This is a genomic window from Amycolatopsis cihanbeyliensis (assembly GCF_006715045.1).
GTDB classification, from domain to species: Bacteria; Actinomycetota; Actinomycetes; order Mycobacteriales; family Pseudonocardiaceae; genus Amycolatopsis; species Amycolatopsis cihanbeyliensis.
Genome location: NZ_VFML01000001.1, coordinates 1,060,243 through 1,081,888 on the forward strand (window position 1 = coordinate 1,060,243; position 21,646 = coordinate 1,081,888).

General features: G+C 71.0%; 24 protein-coding genes. 2 read left to right on the forward strand and 22 right to left on the reverse strand.

The genetic code is table 11. The features are described from left to right. Positions 1-12: 12 nt before the first annotated feature. The 13 genes from secF to FB471_RS04620 all read right to left on the reverse strand — a co-directional run bounded on the left by secF (position 13) and on the right by FB471_RS04620 (position 10,515). Entirely contained in the window at positions 13-1,275 is a 1,263-nt protein-coding gene (secF, locus tag FB471_RS04560; RefSeq protein ID WP_141996085.1) for a protein translocase subunit SecF, read from the reverse strand. 1 nt (position 1,276) lies between these two features. After that, positions 1,277-2,998 carry a protein translocase subunit SecD gene (gene secD / locus FB471_RS04565; RefSeq protein ID WP_141996086.1) on the reverse strand — a complete coding sequence of 574 codons (1,722 nt, stop codon included), beginning with the start codon at positions 2,996-2,998 and terminating at the stop codon, positions 1,277-1,279. 197 nt (positions 2,999-3,195) lie between these two features. Next, complete coding sequence (gene yajC, locus FB471_RS04570) at positions 3,196-3,603, reverse strand: preprotein translocase subunit YajC (protein WP_141996087.1); 408 nt, start codon at positions 3,601-3,603, stop codon at positions 3,196-3,198. Between the two features lie 129 nt (positions 3,604-3,732). Continuing rightward, on the reverse strand, positions 3,733-4,794 hold the full coding sequence (ruvB, locus tag FB471_RS04575) for a Holliday junction branch migration DNA helicase RuvB (RefSeq protein ID WP_141996088.1): 1,062 nt from the start codon (positions 4,792-4,794) through the stop codon (positions 3,733-3,735). 8 nt (positions 4,795-4,802) lie between these two features. Next, the gene (gene ruvA, locus FB471_RS04580; protein ID WP_141996089.1) at positions 4,803-5,408 is read right to left on the reverse strand and encodes a Holliday junction branch migration protein RuvA; all 606 of its coding nucleotides are present in this window, start codon (positions 5,406-5,408) and stop codon (positions 4,803-4,805) included. Continuing rightward, positions 5,405-6,001, reverse strand: a complete 597-nt coding sequence (ruvC, locus tag FB471_RS04585; protein ID WP_142001585.1) for a crossover junction endodeoxyribonuclease RuvC — start codon at positions 5,999-6,001, stop codon at positions 5,405-5,407. Before ruvC ends, ruvA begins: the two co-directional genes overlap by 4 nt. Before the next feature lie 116 nt (positions 6,002-6,117). Beyond that, complete coding sequence (locus FB471_RS04590) at positions 6,118-6,300, reverse strand: DUF1737 domain-containing protein (RefSeq protein ID WP_141996090.1); 183 nt, start codon at positions 6,298-6,300, stop codon at positions 6,118-6,120. Next, on the reverse strand, positions 6,297-7,244 hold the full coding sequence (locus FB471_RS04595) for an endonuclease/exonuclease/phosphatase family protein (protein WP_141996091.1): 948 nt from the start codon (positions 7,242-7,244) through the stop codon (positions 6,297-6,299). Before FB471_RS04595 ends, FB471_RS04590 begins: the two co-directional genes overlap by 4 nt. Positions 7,245-7,375: 131 nt before the next feature. Beyond that, a complete protein-coding gene (locus FB471_RS04600; RefSeq protein ID WP_141996092.1) occupies positions 7,376-7,897 on the reverse strand; it encodes a DUF4262 domain-containing protein in 522 nt (173 codons plus the stop codon). A 56-nt stretch (positions 7,898-7,953) separates the two neighbouring features. Next, positions 7,954-8,703 carry a YebC/PmpR family DNA-binding transcriptional regulator gene (locus tag FB471_RS04605; protein ID WP_141996093.1) on the reverse strand — a complete coding sequence of 250 codons (750 nt, stop codon included), beginning with the start codon at positions 8,701-8,703 and terminating at the stop codon, positions 7,954-7,956. A 36-nt stretch (positions 8,704-8,739) separates the two neighbouring features. Then, complete coding sequence (gene pdxT, locus FB471_RS04610; protein WP_141996094.1) at positions 8,740-9,357, reverse strand: pyridoxal 5'-phosphate synthase glutaminase subunit PdxT; 618 nt, start codon at positions 9,355-9,357, stop codon at positions 8,740-8,742. 91 nt (positions 9,358-9,448) lie between these two features. Beyond that, complete coding sequence (locus FB471_RS04615) at positions 9,449-9,760, reverse strand: AzlD domain-containing protein (protein WP_142001586.1); 312 nt, start codon at positions 9,758-9,760, stop codon at positions 9,449-9,451. An 8-nt stretch (positions 9,761-9,768) separates the two neighbouring features. Beyond that, complete coding sequence (locus tag FB471_RS04620; protein ID WP_141996095.1) at positions 9,769-10,515, reverse strand: AzlC family ABC transporter permease; 747 nt, start codon at positions 10,513-10,515, stop codon at positions 9,769-9,771. A 68-nt stretch (positions 10,516-10,583) separates the two neighbouring features. Between FB471_RS04620 and FB471_RS04625 the strand changes: the two genes are divergently transcribed. Continuing rightward, on the forward strand, positions 10,584-11,153 hold the full coding sequence (locus tag FB471_RS04625) for a helix-turn-helix domain-containing protein (RefSeq protein WP_141996096.1): 570 nt from the start codon (positions 10,584-10,586) through the stop codon (positions 11,151-11,153). Positions 11,154-11,428: 275 nt separating this feature from the next. Here the strand turns inward: FB471_RS04625 and FB471_RS04630 are convergent, their stop codons facing one another. The 7 genes from FB471_RS04630 to FB471_RS04660 form a co-directional block, all read right to left on the reverse strand. Continuing rightward, on the reverse strand, positions 11,429-12,592 hold the full coding sequence (locus FB471_RS04630; protein WP_141996097.1) for a protein-L-isoaspartate O-methyltransferase family protein: 1,164 nt from the start codon (positions 12,590-12,592) through the stop codon (positions 11,429-11,431). Positions 12,593-12,610: 18 nt separating this feature from the next. Then, complete coding sequence (locus tag FB471_RS04635) at positions 12,611-13,030, reverse strand: lasso peptide biosynthesis B2 protein (RefSeq protein WP_141996098.1); 420 nt, start codon at positions 13,028-13,030, stop codon at positions 12,611-12,613. Continuing rightward, complete coding sequence (locus FB471_RS04640) at positions 13,027-13,314, reverse strand: PqqD family protein (RefSeq protein WP_141996099.1); 288 nt, start codon at positions 13,312-13,314, stop codon at positions 13,027-13,029. The genes FB471_RS04635 and FB471_RS04640 overlap by 4 nt, the downstream gene beginning before the upstream one ends. Then, positions 13,305-15,146 (reverse strand): asparagine synthase-related protein, encoded by a 1,842-nt coding sequence (locus tag FB471_RS04645; protein WP_141996100.1) that lies wholly within the window; start codon positions 15,144-15,146, stop codon positions 13,305-13,307. The genes FB471_RS04640 and FB471_RS04645 overlap by 10 nt, the downstream gene beginning before the upstream one ends. Further along, positions 15,143-15,289 carry a lasso RiPP family leader peptide-containing protein gene (locus FB471_RS04650; RefSeq protein WP_141996101.1) on the reverse strand — a complete coding sequence of 49 codons (147 nt, stop codon included), beginning with the start codon at positions 15,287-15,289 and terminating at the stop codon, positions 15,143-15,145. Before FB471_RS04650 ends, FB471_RS04645 begins: the two co-directional genes overlap by 4 nt. A 444-nt stretch (positions 15,290-15,733) precedes the next feature. Then, positions 15,734-16,648 (reverse strand): pyridoxal 5'-phosphate synthase lyase subunit PdxS, encoded by a 915-nt coding sequence (gene pdxS / locus FB471_RS04655; protein WP_141996102.1) that lies wholly within the window; start codon positions 16,646-16,648, stop codon positions 15,734-15,736. Between the two features lie 84 nt (positions 16,649-16,732). Next, on the reverse strand, positions 16,733-17,719 hold the full coding sequence (locus tag FB471_RS04660) for an ArsR/SmtB family transcription factor (RefSeq protein ID WP_141996103.1): 987 nt from the start codon (positions 17,717-17,719) through the stop codon (positions 16,733-16,735). Positions 17,720-17,863: 144 nt separating this feature from the next. Here FB471_RS04660 and FB471_RS04665 point away from each other — a divergent pair, with 144 nt between their 5' ends. Beyond that, entirely contained in the window at positions 17,864-19,984 is a 2,121-nt protein-coding gene (locus FB471_RS04665; protein ID WP_141996104.1) for an elongation factor G-like protein EF-G2, read from the forward strand. Here FB471_RS04665 and FB471_RS04670 read toward each other — a convergent pair. Together FB471_RS04670 and FB471_RS04675 are read right to left on the reverse strand one after the other, a co-directional pair. After that, entirely contained in the window at positions 19,926-20,501 is a 576-nt protein-coding gene (locus FB471_RS04670) for an NUDIX hydrolase (RefSeq protein ID WP_246076238.1), read from the reverse strand. The two genes, FB471_RS04665 and FB471_RS04670, sit on opposite strands and share 59 nt — an antisense overlap. Continuing rightward, on the reverse strand, positions 20,498-21,646 hold the full coding sequence (locus tag FB471_RS04675) for a glycosyltransferase family 4 protein (RefSeq protein WP_141996105.1): 1,149 nt from the start codon (positions 21,644-21,646) through the stop codon (positions 20,498-20,500). The genes FB471_RS04670 and FB471_RS04675 overlap by 4 nt, the downstream gene beginning before the upstream one ends.

The following is a 21,646-nucleotide window of genomic DNA, read 5'->3' on the forward strand; positions in this document are numbered from 1 at the left end:
CGAACCGCCCGCTCAGCGCTTCCGCTTACCGGTGGGCTTGCCCTTCGGCGCGGCGGAGGGCGCCTTCTGGCTCGCCTTCGGCGTGCGGGCGGGGACCGAGGCGGCCGCGGCGTAGGCTTTCTCCTTGCGCAGCTCGGCGGACAGTGCCTCGTCGTCGGTGGTGTCCAGGTCGTCCTCGGTACGGCCGGCCGCCGCCTTGCGTGCCAGGTTGGCCCTGCGCGCCGCCACCCGCTGGGCCTGATCCTTGAACTTCGGGTCCCGCATGGTCAGGTCGACCAGGAGCGGGGTGGCCAGCAGCACGGAGGACAGCACACCGGCCAGCATGCCGGTCAGCTGCACCAGCGCGAGGTCCTGCAGGGTGCCGGAGCCGAGCAGGATGTAACCGACCACCATCAGCCCGAGCACCGGCAGCAACGCGATCACCGAGGTGTTGATGGACCGCATCAGGGTCTGGTTCAGCGCGAGGTTCGCCGCCTCACCGTAGGTCCGCCGGGTCAGCCCGAGCAGGCCGCGGGTGTTCTCCTTGACCTTGTCGAAGACGACCACGGTGTCATACAGCGAGAACCCGAGGATGGTGAGCAGACCGATCACCGTCGCCGGGGTGACCTCGAAGCCGATCAGCGAGTACACGCCCGCGGTGATCACGACGTCGTGCAGCAGCGCGACGACGGCCGCGATCGCCATCCGCCGCTCGAAGTAGAGCGCGAGGAAGACGGTCACCAGCACCAGGAACACCCCGAGCGCGATCAACGCCTTCTCGGAGATCTCACCACCCCATGAGGAACTCACCGCGCTGTCGCTGATGGCGTCCACGGTGGGCTGGCCGTTCACCCCGAGCGGTTGCAACTGCTCGAACAGGGCCCTCTTGGCCTGGTCCAACTCGGCCGTGTTCAGCGTCTGCGAACGGATCTGCACCGCGGCCGCGTCCCCGATGCCGACCTGCTGTGCCTCGGTGGCCGGGATACCGAGCGCGCCGCTGAAGACCTCCTTGGCCTCGTCCGGCGTGATCTCGCCGCCCGTGCCCTGCGCGGGCATCTCGATCTGGGTGCCGCCGACAAAGTCGATGCCGAGGCTGAAACCCTTGATCCCGATCGAGCCGATGCACACCGCGATCAGCACCGCGAAAACCGCGTACCACCGCTTGCGGGCGCCGACGATGTCGAACGCGCCGGTACCGGTATACAGCCGCTGCAGCACGGAGTCCTTGGCCGGCCCCGGTTCGGGCTGGCCGTTCTTGCCGCTCTCGCCGGTCTTCTCCGGTTCCTCGACCGCCACGTCACGCCTCCTTCACGGCCGGGCCGACGCGTTTGGTCTGCCGGCGATCGGCACCCAGCCGCTGCACCGCTCCCAACCCGGAGAGCTTGGGACTGGACAGGGTCTTCGACTTCGCTATCAGTGCCACCAGCGGGTGGGTCACCAGGAACACCACGCTCAGGTCCAGCACCGTCGACATGCCGAGGGTGAACGCGAAGCCCTGTACCTCGCCGACCGCGAGGGTGTACAGCACCGCCGAGGCGAGGAAGAGCACGGCGTCCGAGGCGAGAATGGTACGTCGGGCCCTGACCCAGCCACGGGACACCGCCGACCGGAAGGTCTTGCCCTCCCGCATCTCGTCCTTGAGTCGTTCGAAGTACACCACGAACGAGTCGGCGGTGACACCGATGGCGATGATGAACCCGGCGACCCCCGCCAGGTCGAGGGTGAAGCCGATCCATCGGCCGAGCAGCACCAGGACCGCGTAGACGACCGTCGCCGAGAGGAACAGCGAGAGCACGGTGAGCACGCCGAGGATGCGGTAGTAGAACAGGCAGTAGATGAACACCAGCCCGATGCCGATACCGCCGGCGATCAGGCCCGCCTCCAGGGAGGACAGTCCGAGGGTGGCCGAGACGGTCTTGGCGTCCGAGGAGGTGAAGGACAGCGGCAGCGACCCGTACTTCAGCACCTCCGCCAGGTCCCTGGCCTCGCCCTGGGTGAAGTTGCCGGTGATCCGGGTCCGGCCGTCCAGGATCGCCACCTCGATGTTCGGCGCGGAGACGACCTGGGTGTCCAGCACGAACGCGGCCCGCTCGCCGACGTTGGCCGAGGTGAACTCGCCCCACTTGGTGGTGCCCTCGGAGTCGAACTCCAGGTTCACCTCCCAGCCGGGGCTGCCTTGCTGCGGCGGGTTGGCCGTGGCCTGGGAGATCTGGTCACCGGGGAGGAAGCTGGGACTGAGCACGTACTTCTCGGTGCCGTCCTGGTTGCAGGTGACCAGCGGAAGGTCGGGACTGTCGTTCCCGCGCAGCGGGTCCGACTCGCTGCACTGCAGCGTGGCCAGTGCCTGCTGCTGCAACTGCTGCGCCTGCGCGGCCGCGGCCTGATCCTGCGGGTCGGCCGGGACCAGCTCCGGGTTCTGCCGTTGCTCCTTGGCCTCGCGGATCTGCTTGGCGGTCTCCGCGTCGATGGCGCCGTCGTTGTTGTCCGGCTGCTGCGCGGGCTGGGCACCAGCCGGCGCGCCACCGCCGCCCTGCTGGTCCTGCTCGCCTTGGCCCTGCTCGCCCTCGGGCTGACCGGCCCCGGGCTCGCCGGAAGGGGGCTGGTTCGGCTGGCCTGTCGGCGGCGGTGCCTGCTGGCCGGCCGGTACCGCCTGGACCACCTTGCGGAAGTTCAGCCTGGCCGTCCGGCCGAGGTTCTTCGCCTGGTCGCCCTCCTCGCCGGGCACCGTGATCACCAGGTTGCTGCCGTCGACCACCACCTCGGCACCGCTGACACCGATGCTGTTCACGCGGGTCTCGATGATCGAACGTGCCTGCTGGAGGGACTCGCGGGACGGCTCGTTGCCGTCCGGCGTGCGCGCCGTCAGGGTGACCCTGGTGCCGCCCTGCAGGTCGATGCCCAGCTTGGGCCTCGGCTGCCCGTCGCCGGTGAATAACACCAGCGAGTACAACGCGATGACAATAAGGGCGAAGAAGGCGAGATAGCGTCCCGGGCGCATCTGCCCGGCCGGAGGTGCCACGGTCGGTCGGTCTCCTCGAACTGGGTCCTGTCAGCTGTCGGTGCCCTGCCCGTGCTCGACCGTCCGGTGAGACGGCCGACACACACGCAGCACCGAGACCCTACTCGGTGCTGCGTGAACCCAGCGTTGGGCCCTCGCCCACGGTGTCGCGGTGCGATGGCACGTGCGTGGGCGGTCAGGCTGAGGCGCACACTCCGTTACTTCTTGCCGTGCTCCAGCGGGGGCGCGACCTGCGCACCCTGCTTCTCCTCCTCGGCATCGGTGTCACGCTCGGTGTCCGACGACGAACTCGTCTCGATGGCCGCCTCGTCCTCGGCGTCCTCGACGCTGTCCTCTTCGAGCTCCGGGTTGATCTTCTCCCGCACAGCCTGACGCAGCCAGGTGGTCACCACGCCGTCCGCGATCTCCAGGTCGATGGTGCTCTCGTCACTGGCGTCGGCAACCGTGGCGTACATGCCGGACGTGGTCATCACCCGGTCGCCATCAGCCAGGCTGCTCTGCAGCTCCTGCTGCTGCGCCATCGCCTTCTTCTGCTTGCGGGTGCCCATGATGAGCGGAATCGCCACGACCAGCATCAGGAGCAGCGGCAGGAATAGGCCTTCCATAATTCTCCATTCAACGGACGTCCATGCCTCGGGTGGCGTCCGGTTTGTGTGGATGTGCTCTATCGAGTGTGCCAGGTGCCACCAAGGACGCCAGCATCCGGTGCTGGTCCCTGTGCTCCCCTTGCCCGTTCAGTCGAACAAGCTCGGCTCCGCCGCCGTACCCGCGGGCGGCCGCAAACCGAGATGCTCCCAGGCGGTCGCGGTAGCGACCCGGCCACGGGGAGTCCGGGCGAGCATACCCGCGCGGACAAGGTACGGCTCACACACCTCCTCCACCGTACTCGGCTCCTCCCCCACGGCGACCGCGAGCGTGGAGACACCGACCGGCCCGCCGCCGAAGGAACGCACCAGCGCCGACAGCACCGCCCGGTCCAACCGGTCCAGCCCGAGCTCGTCCACGTCGTAGACCTCCAGGGCGGCGCGCACGACCTCCTTGCTCGCCTCGCCGTTCGCGCGTACCTCCGCGTAGTCCCGGACCCGGCGCAGCAGCCGGTTGGCGATCCGAGGGGTGCCGCGGGAGCGGCGGGCGATCTCCGCGCCCGCGTCCTCGTCCACGGTGATGTCCAGGATGGTCGCGGCCCGGCCGACCACCAGCTCCAGCTCCTCGGGGTGGTAGAACTCCATCTGCCCGGTGAAGCCGAACCGGTCGCGCAGCGGGCCGGTCAGTGAGCCGGACCGGGTGGTGGCGCCGACCAACGTGAACGGGGCGATCTCCAGCGGGATGCTGGTCGCTCCCGGCCCCTTGCCGACCACGACGTCCACCCGGAAGTCCTCCATCGCCAGGTAGAGCATCTCCTCGGCGGGGCGGGCGATGCGGTGGATCTCGTCGATGAACAGGACGTCGCCCTCGGCGAGGTTGGACAGCATCGCGGCGAGGTCACCCGCGCGTTCCAGCGCGGGGCCCGAGGTGACCCGGAGGGTGGCGTCCAGCTCGGCCGCGATGATCATCGCGAGGCTGGTCTTGCCGAGCCCCGGCGGACCGGAAAGCAACACGTGGTCCGGCGGCACGCCCCGCTTGCGCGCGCTGGCCAGCACCAGCTCCAGTTGCTCGCGTACCCGCGGCTGCCCGATGAACTCCGCCAGCTTGCGCGGGCGCAGGGTGGTCTCGACTTCGTGCTCACCGCTGTGCGGTAGGGCGGAGAGGGCGGTCTCGTCGGCCGGTTCGAAGTCGGTCACCTGCTCATCGTGCATGGACCCCCCTACTGTTTCCGCCCGAGGGTGGTCAGCGCGGCCCGCAGGGTCGCCGAGGTGTCCGCGGCTCCGTTGGCGGCCAGCACCTTGTCGACCGCCTGCTCGGCCTGCTTGGCCGGGAAGCCCAGGCCGGCCAGCGCTTCCACCACCTCGGCCCGGACCGCGCCACCCGCCCCGGTGACGCCCGCGCCCTCCGGACTCGCCGCCTCGCCGGTGGCGGAGACCTTGTCCCGTAGTTCGAGGGTCAGCCGCTCGGCCCCCTTGCGACCGATACCGGGGACCTGGGTGAGCATCGTGATGTTGCCCTCGGCGAGCGCGTTGCGCAGCTTGTCCGGGTCGAGTACGGCCAGCGCGGCCAGCGCCAACCGCGGACCGATCCCGGAGACCGTCTGCAGCAGGCCGAACAGTTCCCTGGCTTCGAGCTCGGCGAAACCGAACAAGGTCAGCGAGTCCTCCCGGACCACCAGCGCGGTGTGCAGCAGCGCCTGCTCGCCCCGGCGCAGGGTGGCCAGGGTGGCCGGGGTCGCCTGCACCGCGAGCCCCACCCCACCGACCTCGACCACCACGTGGTCCAGACCTACGGACAGCACCTCGCCACGCACCGAGGAGATCATCGCCCACCACCCGTCGTACCGGTCCCGGTGTGGCCGGCCCGCGTCGCGGCGGCCAGCCGTGCCTTGTGCTTGCGGGCCAGCTCGGCGGCTCGCGCCTCGGCCTCGGCGACCCTGGCCCGCATCGGTTCCCGCCACAGGTGGCAGATGGCGAGGGCGAGCGCGTCGGCCGCATCCGCGGGACTGGGCTTCGCCGCGAGCTTGAGCAGCTTGGTCACCATGCCGGTGACCTGCGCCTTGTCCGCGCGGCCCGATCCGGTCACGGCCGCCTTCACCTCGCTCGGCGTGTGGAAGACCACCGGCAACCCCCGCCGCGCCGCGCTCAACGCCACCACGCCGCCCACCTGGGCCGTGCCCATCACGGTCCGCACGTTGTGCTGGCTGAACACCCGCTCGACCGCGACCGCCTGCGGCCGGTAGCTGTCCAGCCACTCCTCCACGCACTCGGATACGTGCAACAGCCTGGCGGACAGTTCGGCGTCGGCGGGGGTGCGCACCACATCCACGGCGACGCAGCTGACCGACCGGCCGATCCCGCCGTCCACGACGCCGAGGCCGCAGCGCGTCAGCCCGGGGTCCACGCCGAGTACCCGCATCGTGTCCTTCACCTGAACGTATCCCACCTCGACGCCGTGCCACGAACATCAGTTCGAGGCCGAACCCTACCGGCGAGCCGCCCTCCCGACGCTCAGGACTCGCCGGTAGGTGTTCACTACCCTTCCGGCCAGACCACGGCTTGGGCCAGCACGACGTGCTCGCCGTCGAAGGTCGCGGCGGGGCTGCCATGCAGTCGGTAGCCCTCGGCGATGGCCTCGCTGACCCGGCGACAGAACGCCTGGTCGTCCGGCCCGGTCAGCAGGCGGTAGCGGAGTTTCCCGTTCGGTGGCTCACTCATGCACCCATCATGCCGTCGAGGCTCACCAGGACCTGGACGGGTAGGTGATCGGAAGGGTAGCGGCCGCGCACGGTGAACGGGTTGATCGCGGCCTTGCGGGTACGCACGCCGGAGCTCGCCAGGATCCAGTCGATCCGGTCGCCGCCCTCCACCGGCTCCCGGTAGCCGCCGAAGGTGCCCCACGCCGGGGTCAGCCTGCGCTCGGCGGTGTGCCAGGTGTCGCTCAGCCCCGCTTCGGTGAGGATGCGGAAGGATTCGGAGTCCTCGGCCGGGCTGTTGAAGTCACCGGTCAGCACCACGGGCAACCCGGGGTCGAACCCGGTGATCCGCTCGGCGACCAGTTCGGCGCTGCGCTGCCGCGAGTTCTCGGATCGGTGATCGAAATGCGTGTTGACGTGCACGAACTCGCGGCCGCGGCGATCACGGAAACGCACCAGGGTCACCATCCGGACCACGGTGTTGCCCCAGGAGGTCGACCCGATCACGTTCGGGGTCTCGGAGAGCCAGAAGTGGTCGAAATCGACCGGCTCGACCCGGCGGGTGTCGTAGTAGACGGCCATGAACTCGCCCCGGCTACCGCCTTCCCTGCCGAGACCGATCCAGTCGTAGTGCGCCGGCAGGTCCGCGCTCACCTCCCTGACCTGGTGATACAACGCCTCCTGGACACCGAGCACAGTCGGTTGCTCCAGCCGCAAGAACCTGGCCAGCACCGGCCTGCGGTCGGTCCAGGAGTCCGGAGTGCCGGGCTCCGCACGGGCGTCGTAGCGGATGTTGAAGGACATGACGTGCAACTCGTGCCCGAAGGAGGGGCCGATCAGCCGCCGTCCCGGCCCGCGCGTGGGCTCGGCATGCGCCCCCGTGGAACCCGTGATTCCGGCGACGCCCACAGCCCCGGCGATACCGAGCGCGCCACGCCGGGACACCCCGGCCCTATCGTCCCGCACGACAGCCTCCCCAGTGGTTTCGTCCTCGACTACCGGTGGCGAGGCTGCCGGCCGCCCGTGTGCGGGGGTTCGCCGGCACGTGGCGAGGAAGCGAACACCCGCCCAACAACGGGCGGGCGTCCACTATGGACTCAGGGTCCGTCGACGCCGGGGGTCCAACTCTCCGGGACACCACTGACGGTGAGCACCGGCTGCCAGGCGGCGAAACCGTCCGGGGCGTGGTCCTCCCACGGCCACACACCTTCCGGCGTCGGCACGATCATCTGCACGGCTGGGAAGTCGCCATCCGGGTACACCAGGAACGCGCTGCCGAAGAACTCCGGGTAGTGGCCCTTCGCCACCTGCTCGAAAGTCAGTGGCACGCCCTCGAAAAAGTCCTCGTAGACCTTGCCGAACTCGAACCGCTCACCCGCGGCCGCCCGGTCCACATAGGCGTCGAGCAGCACCGGCGCGATCTCCTCGGGGAGGCCGACGACCACTGCCTCGGGAACCTCGTGCAGAGCCCAGGCACACGCGGTGAAGGCGTAGCCCGCCCCGTTCTCGTCCCTGCTCACCGAGATGACGGCGTTTCCCCGTTGCTCGCCCTGGGAAACAATCCACTCACGCAGTTCTTCCTCTTCTGAGGTCAGGATCTCGGCCGTCACGGCGGACATTCTGCCGTATCGATCCGCGCACGCCCAGTGGCTACGGCCGGGTAATCCCCGGCGAGTCAACCGACTTCGGCCAGCACCTCGTCCGAGACGTCGAAGTTGGCGAACACGTTCTGCACGTCGTCGCAGTCCTCCAACGCGTCGATCAGCCGGAACACCTTCTTGGCACCCTCGGCGTCCAGCGGCACGTTGACCGTGGCCAGGAAGTTCGCGTCGGCCGACTCGTACTCGTACCCGGCCTCCTGCACCGCGGAGCGCACCGACACCAGGTCGGTGGCCTCGGAGATGATCTCGAAGCTCTCACCGAGGTCGTTGACCTCCTCCGCGCCGGCGTCCAGCACGGCCATCAGCACGTCGTCCTCGGAGAGCCCGTTCTTCGGCATGATCACGACGCCCCTGCGGTTGAACAGGTAGGACACCGAGCCCGGGTCGGCCAGCGAGCCGCCGTGCCGGGTGAGAGCCGTGCGCACCTCGCTCGCCGCGCGGTTCTTATTGTCGGTGAGGCACTCGATCAGCACGGCGACACCGTTCGGCGCGTAGCCCTCGTACATGATCGTCTGCCACTCGGCGCCACCGGCCTCCTCACCGGCGCCGCGCCTGCGCGCGCGTTCGATGTTGTCCTTGGGCACCGAGTTCTTGTTCGCCTTGACGATGGCGTCGTACAGCGTGGGGTTGGCGTCCGGGTCGCCCCCGCCGGAACGCGCGGCGACCTCGACGTTCTTGATCAACCGCGCGAACAGCTTGCCACGCTTGGCGTCGAGGGCGGCCTTCTTGTGCTTGGTGGTGGCCCACTTGGAGTGGCCGCTCATCTCTCCTCCATGTCGTCGATTAGGTCCAGCTCGTCGCTACGCGCCCTGCACGATGCGCACGAACAACCGGTGCACGCGCTCGTCACCGGTGAGCTCCGGATGGAAGGCGGTGGCCAGCGCGTTCTGCTGCCGCACCGCGACGATCCTATCCACAGCGCCCTCGGCGGACGGGGTATCCGGCGCCCTCGCGAGTACCTCGACCCCGTCGCCGATCTTCTCCACCCACGGCGCGCGGATGAAGACGGCGTGCAGCGGCTCGCCGGGGATCCCGGTGAAGTCCAGGTCCTCCTCGAAGGAGTCGACCTGCCTGCCGAAGGCGTTCCGCCGCACGACCATGTCCAGCCCGTCCAGCTGGTGCTGGTCCGGCCGCCCGTCGAGGGCCTGCTTGGCCAGCAGGATCATCCCGGCGCAGGAGCCGAAGGCCGGCATACCGGCGGCGATCCGCGCGCGCAGCGGCTCGAGCAACTCGAACGTGTCGAGCAGCCGGGACATCGTGGTGGACTCCCCGCCCGGCAGCACCAGGCCGTGCACGGCAGCCAGTTCCTCCGGTCGCCGGACGGCGACGGCTCGCGCACCCGCGCTCTCCAGCATCGCGGCGTGCTCCCGTACGTCGCCTTGCAGGGCGAGCACGCCGACCACGGGCCGTGCCGTCACCGCTGCCACACCTCGACCACGTCGGACTCCTTCCACCGATCCCGCAGGTCAACCCTACCGGCGCGGGAGGGCGGGCAGGGCCCCCGCCCTGTCAGGGCACGCCGAGTAGCCGCAACCCCGCCCCGGTTCCGGCCGCGGCGAGCACGACCACGATGAACGGAGCCTTGCGCCAGGCCAGCACACCGCCCACCAGCACACCGGCCGGACGGGCGAAGCCGGCGAACTCCTGCTCGACGATCAGCGCCTGCGTGGCCACCAGGGCGCCGAGCAGCACGACGGCGGAGGTGGCCATCAGCTTCTCCGCCCGCTCGGACAGTTCGACCCGCGCCCGCAGCACCGGCCCGGCGAACCGGAAGGCGAAGGTACCCACGCCGAGCACGAGGGTGGCCACCACCAGGGTCATCGGATCGGCTAGCACAGTGTCCCCCTGTCCGTCCTGTCCGCGCTGTCGGCCTTGTCGTTCACGCCGTCGTTCCGTCGCGGGCGCTTCCCGCCGGTACCGAAGGCCGTCAGCACGCCGCCCAGCGCCAGCAGCACGGGCAGCCCCGGGGGCAGGAACGGCGCCGTGGCCAGCGCGATGGCCACGCCGACCAGCGTCGCGCGCAGGGCCGCCGGGTCGCGCAGCGAGGGCAGCAACAGCGCCAGCAGGACGGCGGGGAACGCGGCGTCCAGGCCGAGCGCGGCGGGATCGCTGATCGCGGTACCGCCGAGCCCGCCGACCACTACGCCGACGTTCCAGCACAGGAACAACCCGATGCCGCAGGTCCAGTAGGCGGCCCTGCGCCGCTCGCCCTCCCGCTCGGCCAGCGCGAAGGCCACGGTCTCGTCGACCATCAGGTGGGTACCGGCCACCCGGCGGGCCCAACCGGTACCCAGCAACTCGCCCACCGCGAAGCCGAACGGGATGTGCCGGGCGTTGACCAGCAGCCCGGCGAGCACGGCCGCGGCCGGGTTACCACCTGAGGCGACGATCCCCACGAAGAGGAACTGTGCCGCACCGGCGAAGACCAGCAGGGACATCAGCATGGGCAGCCACAGCGGGAAGCCCGAACTCACCGCGATGGCACCGAACGAGGCGGCCACGACCGCGCCGGCAAGGCAGACCAGGCCGATGTCGCGGACCAGTTCCCGATCCAGTGTTCGTCGTATCGAACGCATTGATGTTTATACTGAACAATCTGGACACCGTTCGTCAAGCCGAACAAAAAGACTGCTGGAGCGAACACATGACCCACGAGGAGGCCCGCGGCGGCGCACCGCTCGAGGCGATCGCCGAGGCGTTACGCAGGCAGCGCGTCCGGTCGGGGCTGTCGCTCACCGAGGTCGCCCGGCGCGCCGGGGTGGCCAAGTCGACGCTCTCCCAGCTCGAGGCGGGGACGGGCAATCCGAGCGTGGAGACGTTGTGGGCCCTCGGGGTGGCCCTGGACGTGCCGTTCTCCAGGCTGGTCGAACCCCAGCGGCCGCGGGTGCAGGTGATCAGGGCGGGTGAGGGACCAGCGGTGGCCTCCGAGCGGGCCGACTACGTGGCCACCCTGCTTGCCTCCTGCCCACCGAACGCGCGGCGGGACATCTACCTGATCACGGTGGAACCGGGAGCGCCGCGGGAGTCGGAGCCCCATATGCCGGGCGTGGTCGAGCACGTCGTGCTCTGCTCGGGACGGGCGCTGATCGGCGTCACCACCGACCCGGTGGAGCTGGCTCCCGGGGACTACGTCGCCTACCCCGGCGACCTGCCGCACGTGTTCCACGCCCTGCGGCCGGGGACGGTGGCCGTGCTGGTCTCCGAGCACGTCTGACGCCCCCGCACGTGAGCGGCAAACTCGCCGACGTGAACGGCAAACTCACGTGCGTGGGCGGCCAACACGCGCGCGTGAGCGGCCAACACGCCGGCTGAGCTGGGGTTACCAGCCGCGCTCGGCGAGGCGGTGCGGCTCGGGCACGTCGTCCACGTTGATGCCGTGGTCTAAAATTGACAGGCTTCGTCTACGGTCTACGCAGAACATTATGGAAGGGCCGGGTGAGCTTTCGGGGGAAGCTCACAGCTTGCGCCGGAACCATCCCATCGAAATCATCACGTCCTGAGGTCCGAGTGCCGCCAGCGGCTCGGCGTGAGCAGCGGTGCGGCGAGGTCAGGGTGCGGAGCGAACACGGTGCTCCACCCGGTGGCGGCCGGTTTCCCCGCCTCGATCCACCGGTCGGCCAGTTCCCGCAACCGGGCTTGCAGCGGGCCGGTGTGCTCGGCTTCACCCGCAACGACGAGGTCGCCGGTATGCTGGATCCACGCCGCCGCCCCGTCCTGGACCAGCGCGGTCATCCCGGCGACCGGGTCGAACGAGTCGTCCTCGACGTAGGCGCGGGTGGTGCGCTCGTCACGGGCGGCAAGGTAGCAGGTCAGGTCGGTGTAGCCCTCGGCGCCGACCATGGGCGTGGCCCCGGCGAGGCGATGCACCGGCCGGGTAGCGATATCGTTTTCCGGGTCGTGGGCGGACAGGCTAGAAGGCCGCAGGCCTCCGGTGGCAGGCATGAAGTCCGCCCACAGCGCGATCTGACCCACCACCGTGCTGGTGTCGCGGCCGACGGTGAGGATGGGGTGAACCCCGGCGTGCGCGATCGGCGCCACGATCAGTCCGTCCTCGGCGAGCTGGGTTAGCCAGCCTTCGGGGATTCCCGCGATGCCGCAGGTGACGACGATGCGGTCCCACCGTCCCCGCTCGGGGTCGCCGCGGTAGCCGTCGCCGTGCACGATCCGGATCTGCTCGGCCAGGCCGAGCTCGGCGATCGCGACCGCGGCCTCGGTAGCCGCCGCATCCCCGGCCTCGACGGCGGTGACCTCGGCACCGGTGATGGCGTGGATGAGGGCGGCGTTGTAGCCGGTGCCCGCGCCGATCTCCAGCACCCGCAACCCCGGCCGCAGCCGCAACGCTTCCAGCATCCGCGCCATCACACTCGGCCCGGAGGAGGACGACATCGGCTGGCCCGGTGTGCGGCCGTCGTGGGTGACCAGCGAGTTGTTCGCGTAGATGATGTCCAGCAACTCCGACGGGGGCAGTTCACCCGGCTTGAGGGCGTGGCGGTCGGCGCGGAAGTAGAAGCTGCGTAAGAACGCGTGCCGCGGCACCGTGGCGAACGCGGCGCGCACCGCATCGGTGGTGATCGCTCCCCGCTCGCGCAACTCGTCGGCGTAGCGGGCCAGCCGGTCGTCCAGCTCGGGCGTGCTCGTCCAGCCGATCGTCATGGTGGGTGGTCCTCCTGGTCAGATGGTGATCAGTGGCCGGTACAGCAGCCGCGGGTCGAACGGCTCGCCCACCGGTACGCCGCCGGCCTCGACCCAGGCGTGCAGCGCGGGTGGCGGCGAGGCGGCACCGACCCGCCACATCACCGATCCCCCGGCCAGCCGGGCGGCGATCACGATGGCCACCGATCGCAGCAGACAGCCGTGATCGGACGCGCAGCGCAACGATACGGTGACCACGCTCGCCCGTGCCCGCGCGGCGCTTTCGGTGTCGACTGGGTGGGTACCGAGGCGAAGGACGCGCAGGATAGCGCCGACCCGGGCCGGGCGAGCCCGCGTCCCCGCCAGCACCAGCCGCGCCACGCCGACCGCGGCCACCGCGCGGACCCGCTCGGCGGCCGTCAGCGCGACCGGGGGTTCCAGCACGATCGGGGCGCTCATGCCCACCGCACCACCTTCCGGTCCAGCAAGTCCCTCAGCAGCCGGGCCGCGTCGGCACGAGCAGTGTCCTCACCAACACCGAACCGTTCGCGAGTCGCGGACACCGCGCCATCCAGGCCGCCGACCACCAGCGCGTCCAACATCACCGCCGCCGTGATGTTGAGGTGCAACACTCGACCGCGCGCATCAATCAGCGTGTACCCATCGTCCACGCGCGTGACCCGCACACCCCGCCCCGGCACGACAGACATCGGGGCGGTGCGGCCGCGGCGGATCAGGCGCATGCCCGCCCCCGGCTCGGCGGCGCGGTCGCCCGATCCAGGTCGCGTAGCCACACCTCGAGCGCGACCAAGTCGGTGACAAACCCGGGTGGTAACCCGCTCGGCCCGAACGCGGCGAGCTCGGTCCTGAGCCGGTCGGGATCGACCAGATCCAGCTCCGCCAGCCGAGAGTCGGCCAGCAGCGCCTGCACCTGGCCGCAGTGGGCGGCCCAGCCGCGGTAGAGGTCGTGGTTGTAGTGCCCCTTCGTCCGGCGTGCCAGCAGGTGCGCCGGAATCCGGTCGCGGAAAGCGTGACGCAGCAGCGGCTTCGGCCACCACGGATCGCCGCGGTACTCGGGCCGCACCGCCAGGCACGCGGACACCACGGCGTGGTCGAAGAACGGCATCACCGTCGGCACCCCGGCCGCGGTCATCGCGTCGGCGTAGAGCCTGGCGCGGTAGGCCGAGGCCTGGATCCGCACCACCGCCGCGTGCACCCCGGCATCCGGATGCACCGGCTTCGGCTCGACCTCGCCGAGCAGCCCGGCCAGCAACTGCTCGGCCTCGCGCGTGGCCCAGGGCGGCAGCAGCGGCGCGGCCTCCCACCCCACCAGATCGACTGCGGTCGGCGCCGGGTGGCGCAGGTCGGCGGCGGTGCGTCGCAGCCAAGCCGGGTAGCCGCGGCGGCGACACCGCGCGCCCAGCAGCGCCATTGTCGACACCCCGTGCAGCGCGGCGTGCCCGCAGACGGTCCGCCATGTCAACCGGCCCGCACCGCGGCCGCCGGGTAGCCAGGCCAGCGGAGCGAGCAGCACCTCATCACCGCCCTGCCCGTTGAGGTTCACCGCGATGCTGTGCTCAGCGAGCACCGTCGCCACATAGCGCTGCCGGGCGCCGCCCGCAGTGAAGGAGCACGGTTCGTCCATCCCCGCGCCGATGGGCCGGTCCAGGTCGGAGAAGAATAACGGAATCTCCTCCGTGCCCACCACGCGGTGCTCAAGGCCGAGCGTGCCGGCCACCCGGCGGGCCCAGACCACGTCGTCGTCGACGGGTGACGTGCCCGCGGTGGTGACCAGCAGCGGATCCGCCGCGGCTGTGAGGAAGGCCAGGGTCGTGGAGTCCAGGCCGCCGGAGGCCTGCACGCTCGCCCTTCCCGGCGCGCGGGCGCCGAGCCGGTCCCCGACGGCCTGGGTGAGAGCCTCGGCGAGCTCGGCGGCCCCGTCGGAGAGGCCACCGACGGGCTCGGGTGCCCGCCACCACCGCGCGGTCCGGATCCGGTGCCCGTCGACCACGAGCACGTGCCCGGCCGGGACCGGATGGACCCCGACGAAGGGCGACCGGTTCTGGCGCACCGGGCTGGGCATCTCCGGACTGGCCAGCTTCGCCGCCAGCCACGCCCGGTCCACCGGCGCATCCACCAGCCGGCGCAGCACATCCGCGTGACTGGCCAGCACCGGCACCCCAACACAGCGGGCGACGAACACCCGATGAAACCCGGCCGCGTCCGCCACCACACGCAGCCGCTCACCCTCGGCGAGCACCACGGTCGCGCCGCCGGTGGCCGCCATCAGCGGCGTGAACTCGCCGTCGTCGACCGCGCTGCGCACCGCGCTCTCCAGCGCAACAGGCCGAGGAACGGGGGCGACGGGCACAGCCACCGACACCGCGCCCAGCACGTTCACCTGCGGCGACGGTGTGTTCGAGTGGGTCACGATCCACGCCCGGCCCGACCGGTGCCGAGCCGCGACCAAGCCCTCATTGCCCAGCGCGGCTGTCACCGGCGCGGCGGAGGCGGTGTCCGGCAGCGCGCACCACCAGCGCGGCCTGGGGACGTTCGGTGTGGTTGTGCCGGTCATCCGGGGAAGTAGCCGCCAGCGTCCCCGTCATCCGAGCGGTTGCGCGAGTACTGGCCCTGCGTCACCGCGCCGAACTCGCCGACCTCGCTTACCTGCGGCGGCTCGTACTCGGCCTGCCGTTCCTGCTGCTGATCGGGATCCATCTACCCGTCTCCCTCCCCGCACCGGCACCTCGACGCCCGGAGCATGCGGACCACCGTCGCCCACGGAGGTCGCTTGCACAATCCGTCCCGGCGCACTCATCCGCTGTAACCGTACCGGGCCGTACCGACGATTTCGCCGGTTTGCCCACACGACCCCTCCAATGCAGGCAACTCCGGCAGGCCCGCGCGAACAGCTTGACCGCGCCAAGGCTGGTCCTCAGCCAGCAGATGGCTGCATGACGTCAGAGGTGTCACCCACCTGCCTGGCGCTGATCTTGAGGACCTGGGCGAGTTGCAGGCACGCCTGTCCGGGGTCCGCGGCGAGAGATGCCGTGGTCCAAGATTGACAAGACGTGAATCGACCGGCCTCCCGCCTGGGTGAGGTGCACCAACGCTCACCGTTGGCGCTGATGTCCGAGGACGAAGCGGGCGATCGCCCGGCTGTTACCAGCCCCGCTCTGCCAGACGGTGAGGCTCGGGCACATCTAAAACGTTGATCCCGACCATGGCCTCGCCGAGGCCGCGGGAGACCTTCGCGAGCACGTCCGGGTCGTCGTGGAAGGTGGTGGCCTTGACGATCGCCTCGGCCCGCTGCGCCGGGTTGCCCGACTTGAAGATGCCGGAGCCGACGAACACGCCCTCGGCGCCGAGCTGCATCATCATCGCCGCGTCCGCCGGGGTGGCGATCCCACCCGCGGTGAACAGCACCACCGGCAGCTTCCCGCGCTCGGCGACCTCCTTGACCAGCTCGTACGGGGCCTGCAACTCCTTGGCCGCGACGTAGAGCTCGTCCTCCGGCAGCGCGGACAGTTTGCGCAGCTCGGTCCGGATACTGCGCATGTGCGTGGTGGCGTTGGAGACATCCCCGGTGCCCGCCTCGCCCTTGGACCGGATCATCGCCGCGCCCTCGGTGATCCGCCGCAGGGCCTCGCCGAGATTGGTGGCGCCGCAGACGAACGGCACGGTGAAGGCCCACTTGTCGATGTGGTTGGCGTAGTCGGCAGGGGTCAGCACCTCGGACTCGTCCACATAGTCAACGCCGAGGGACTGCAGCACCCGCGCCTCGACGAAGTGCCCGATCCGCGCCTTGGCCATCACCGGGATGGACACCTTGTTGATGATCCCCTCGATCAGGTCGGGGTCGCTCATCCTGGCCACCCCGCCCTGCGCGCGGATGTCGGCGGGCACGCGCTCCAGCGCCATCACCGCGACGGCGCCTGCGTCCTCGGCGATCTTGGCCTGCTCGGCGTCGACCACATCCATGATCACACCGCCCTTGAGCATCTCCGCCATCCCGCGCTTCACGCGCGCGGTGCCGGTCTCCGGCTGGGTAGAGCTGGTGGTCTGGACGTCGGTCACGGCAGGAGCCTTTCCACGAAGAACGGGTTCACCGTTCAGCGTAGGCAGGACGTGGACCGCGCCCCAGTCCAGTGAGCGGCAATCTCAGCAGTCCACTTCGCCGGCCGCGCGGAGCAGGCCGTCCGCCGCGAGGGTGCGCGCGTACAACACGACCCGACCGGTGCGCTGGGCGCTGACCAGGCCCGCGGCCCGCAGCGCCCCCAGGTGCTGGGACACCCCGCCCGCGGAAAGGCCGGTGCGGCGGGCCAGTTCGGTGGTCGACGACGGAGCCGCCAACTCGGTGAGCAGGGTGGCCCGCCCGCGGCCGAGCACCGCGGCCAGCGCCCCGGCCGTCTCGGTGCCGCCCCGTTCCCACAGGGTGGCGATCCCCCGCGGCGGGTAACGCAACACCGGCTGCCAACGGGGGTCGACCTTGGAGAACACCCGCGGCCAGGAGAACACCGAGGGCACCAGCACCAGGCCACGCCCGTCCAGTGCGCGGGTGTCGGCAAGGTGCCGGTGCCGCACGCTCAACCTGCCCTCGCTCCAGCGCACGGCCGGGGCGAGATCGTGGAAGAGCCGCTCCGCCCCGCCGTCGGCGAGCAGCCGCGAGCGGTACAGCACATCGCCCTCGCAGAGCGCGCGAATCCGCGGCCAGTCCGGCCCGATCGCCACCTCCCAGTAAGCCGCGATCCGGTCGGCGAGCCGGTCGAGGCCACCCGCGGGGTCCCGGTACATCCGCCGCACCTCGGCGGTTCCTGTCGCCGGAAGCTCGTCCAACCCGGCACGCACCGTGGCGGGCTCGACCCGGCGCAGCACGGCCAGCTCCTGCGCCAGCTCGGGCAACGGTGACTCCGGTGTGGCCGCCAGGAAACCGGGCAGGTGTCCGGTGTGCCCGACGAGCTCGGTCAGCGGGGTGAGGTCGGGGCCGTCCCTGGCAAGCCGGGCCCTTACCCGCTTGATCCACGGCAGGTGCAGGGCATGCGCACCGGGTGCGCCGAGCACCCGGACGCTGGCCACGACCTCCCATACCGGTGAGATCGCGAAACGCATCCGGGCGAGGTCCTCCGCGGAGAACGCCAACTCGAGCACGTACAGCCCCTCTGTTCGACCCGGCGCGGGACTCCATCCAGGCTAGCTCAGGCAGCGCGTGGCGAAGGGGTGGCCGGCCTTGCCGGGAATGGCGATCAGGTGTGTGATCGAGGACACACCGACGTCGGCGCGAGGAGAGCCACCATGGCTGAGAAGCAGGGCAAGAACGGTGATACCGGAGCCGCGGTCGCTGTAGCCGACCCGCGCAACGTGCGCAACGTGGTCCTGGTCGGGCCGTCCGGGTCGGGCAAGACCACGTTGACCGAGGCACTGCTGGCCGCCGCCGGAGCCGTGGGCAGGCCGGGTTCGGTGGTCGAGGGAACCACGGTGTGCGACCACGACCCGGCCGCCGTCCGGCAGCAACGCTCGGTCGGGCTGGCCGTCGCGCCACTGCGGCACGGCGAGGTGAAGATCAACCTGATCGATACGCCTGGCTACGCGGACTTCGTCGGGGAACTGCGTGCCGGGCTGCGCGCGGCCGACGCGGCCTTGTTCGTGGTCTGCGCCGCCGAGGGCATCGACCCGGCCACCGTGGCGTTGTGGGAGGAATGCGCCGCGGTCGGCATGCCCCGTGCCGTGGTGATCGCCCGGCTGGACCACCAGCGCGCCGACGTCGACGCCGAGATCACCTCCTGCCAGCAGGCGTTCGGGCCCGGGGTGCTGCCGCTCTACCTGCCGGCGGGCGGCGGCAAGCAGGGGCTGATCGGCCTGATCACCAGGCGGTACTTCGACTACACCGACGGGTACCCGCCGAAAGTCGACGAACCCGATCCGGCCGACCTCGAGCGGCTGTCCGACGCCCGCAACGAGCTGATCGAGGGCATCATCGCCGAGAGCGAGGACGAGGGCCTGATGGATCGCTACCTCGCGGGCGAGGACATCGCCGAGGCGACACTGATCGCCGATCTGGAGACCGCGGTCGCCAGGGGGGCGTTCCATCCGGTGATCCCGGTATGCGCCACCACCGGGGTGGGCCTCGCCGAGATCCTGGACGGCATCGCACGCGCCTTCCCCTCCCCGCTGGAGCACGTGCCGCCCGAGGTGACCTCCCCGCAAGGAACCCCGCACGACGCGCTGCGCGCCGATCCGGACGGGCCGCTTGCCGCCGAGGTCGTACGCACCGCCGTGGACTCCTACGTCGGCAGGGTGTCGCTGATCCGGGTGTTCTCCGGGACGTTGCGGCCGGAACGCCCGGTGCACGTGTCCGGGCACGGGCTGACCGAACGGGGGCACGAGGACCACGACGCCAACGAGCGGGTGGCGCATGTCTACTCGCCACTCGGGGTCACCCTGCGCGAGGTGCCCTACTGCGTCGCGGGCGACCTGTGCGCGCTCACCAAGATCGGTTCCGCGGAGACAGGGGACACCGTGTCCGCCCCGGAGGACCCGCTGCTGATGCGACCGTGGCCGATGCCGGAACCCCTGCTCCCGGTCGCCGTGGTCGCCAGGACCCGCAGCGACGAGGACACCCTGGCGCGCAACCTGGCCCGGCTGGTCGCAGGCGATCCGACGCTGCGGCTGGAACGCAATGCCGAGACCAGCCAGATGGTGCTGTGGTGCATGGGCGAGGCGCATGCCGACGTGGTGCTGTCCCGGTTGCGAGCGGGCGGGGCGGAGGTGGAAACCGAACCGGTGCGGACCAGCCTGCGGTCCACTTTCGCCGGGCCGGCCAAGGGGAAGGGTAAGCATGTCAAGCAGTCCGGTGGGCACGGCCAGTACGCCGTCTGCGATATCGAGGTCGAACCGCTGGAGCGGGGTGCCGGGTTCGAGTTCCTCAGCCGGGTGGTCGGCGGCGCGGTGCCCACCCAGTTCGTCCCGAGCGTGGAGAAGGGGGTACGCGCCCAGTTGGAGCGTGGGCTGGTCGACGGGCACCCGGTGGTGGACGTCCGGGTGATCCTGGTCGACGGCAAGGCGCACAGCGTGGACTCCTCCGACGCGGCGTTCCAGACGGCGGGATCGATGGCGCTGAAGGACGCGGCGGCCAACGGGCGGATCGCCCTGCTCGAGCCGCTGGACGAGGTGGCGGTGAACCTGCCGGACGAGTACCTCGGCGCCGTACTCGGTGACCTGTCCGCGCGCCGCGGCCGAGTACTCGGTACCGAGGCCGACGACGGCGGGCGCACCGTGGTCAAGGCCGAGGTGCCCAGCACCGAACTGCTGCGCTACGCCGTCGACCTGCGCTCCCTGACCTCAGGGACCGCGCAGTTCAGTCGTCGGCACGCACGGTTCGATCCGATGCCGGAGGGGCAGGTGACGGCTCAGTAGCGGCAGGGCCGCCCCCGTCCACCACCAACTCGGGTTCGACGATCTCGAAGTACTCCGGCTGCGCCGCGGTACCGGCCAGCTTGAAGTAACGCACCTTGCGCCTGCGCCGCAGCGCCAGGGTGTCGCGAACCGCGTCGTTGTGCACCCGGCGCGCGATCACCACGCGGGACTCGGCGTCGGCGAGCTCGTCCGCGAGCGGGCCCGCCAACTTGGCCCGGTCCACGCCGGTCAGCGCCCGGGTGAGCGTGTTCTCGGCGAACTCCCGCTCGGCCCGCGGCGCGCCCTCGGCCCGCTCCGCCGCGGCCCGCAACCGAGCCGCCTCCCGCTCCGGCAACGCGCTCGCCGCCACCGCCCTGGCCACCACCGCACGGCGGGCCAGCGCGGCGTCCAGCGCGGCCCAGCCCGCGTCGGTGCGCACGTGCAGCCGGTCCAGCCGGTTGGCGGTGGCGAGCAGCCACAGCCCGCCGAGCACGATCAGTACCGCCAGCGCGGCGAGCACGATGAGCAAGGGGGTCACCGGCCGGCCTCCGCCACGGGTTCGGCGCTGACCCGGCGCGGGTCCGCGGCGATCGCCGCCTCGTAGACCCGCACCACCTGGGCGACCACGGTGGCCCAGTCGAACACGGCGACCCGCTCGCTGCCCGCCTCCGCCAGCCGCCGCCTGCGGTCGGGGTCGTCGAGCAACTCCCCCAGCGCCGTGGCGAGGGCACCGCCGTCACCCGCGGGCGTCAGCACCCCGGCGGCGCCGTCGTCCAGCACGCGGCGAAAGGAGTCGAGGTCGCTGGCCAGCACCGGGGTGCCCGCGGCCATGGCCTCGGTGAGGATCATGCCGAAGCTCTCCCCGCCGAGGTTGGGTGCGCAGTAGACGTCCACACTGCGCAGGGCTCTCGCCTTGGTCTCGTCGTCGACCTGCCCGAGCAGCTCGATGTGCTCGGACAACTCGGGGCCTGCCTGCCGGTACAGGTCCTCGGCCTCTCCCCTGCCGACCACCAGCAGCCGCAGCCCCGGCAGGTGGGTTCGCAGCCGGTCCAACGCCTCCAGCAGGACACCCATCCCCTTGCGGGGTTCGGTGAACCGGCCGACGAACCCGACCGTGCCGCCCTGCCTCGGGTAGCCGTCCAGCGGGACGGCACCGGCGTAGTGACCCACGTCCACCCCGTTCGGGATCTCCACGGCGTCCCCGCCGAGGTGCTCCACCTGCACCCGGCGCGCCAGCGCGGACACCGCGATCCGCGCGGTCACCTTCTCCAGCAGCGGTCGCAGCACCGGCTGGAAGGCCAGCAGGGTGCGCGAGCGCGGGGTGGAGGTGTGGAAGGTGGCCACCACCGGCCCCTCGGCCACCTTCAGCGCGAGCAGGGAGAGGCTGGGCGCGACCGGTTCGTGCAGGTGCAGCACGTCGAAGGCGTTGTCCCGGATCCACCTGCGCACCCTGGCGTAGGAGACGGGGCCGAACTGCAACCGTGCCACCGAGCCGTTGTACCGGATACCCAGCGCGCGGCCGGCGGGATGTACGAACGCGGGCAGTTCGGCGTCCTCGTCCGCGGGCGCCAGCACCGAGACCCGGTGTCCCCGCGCCAGCAACGCCTTGGCCAGGTCCACCACGTGCCCCTGTACTCCACCGGGAACGTCGAAGGAGTACGGGCACACAATGCCGATCTTCAT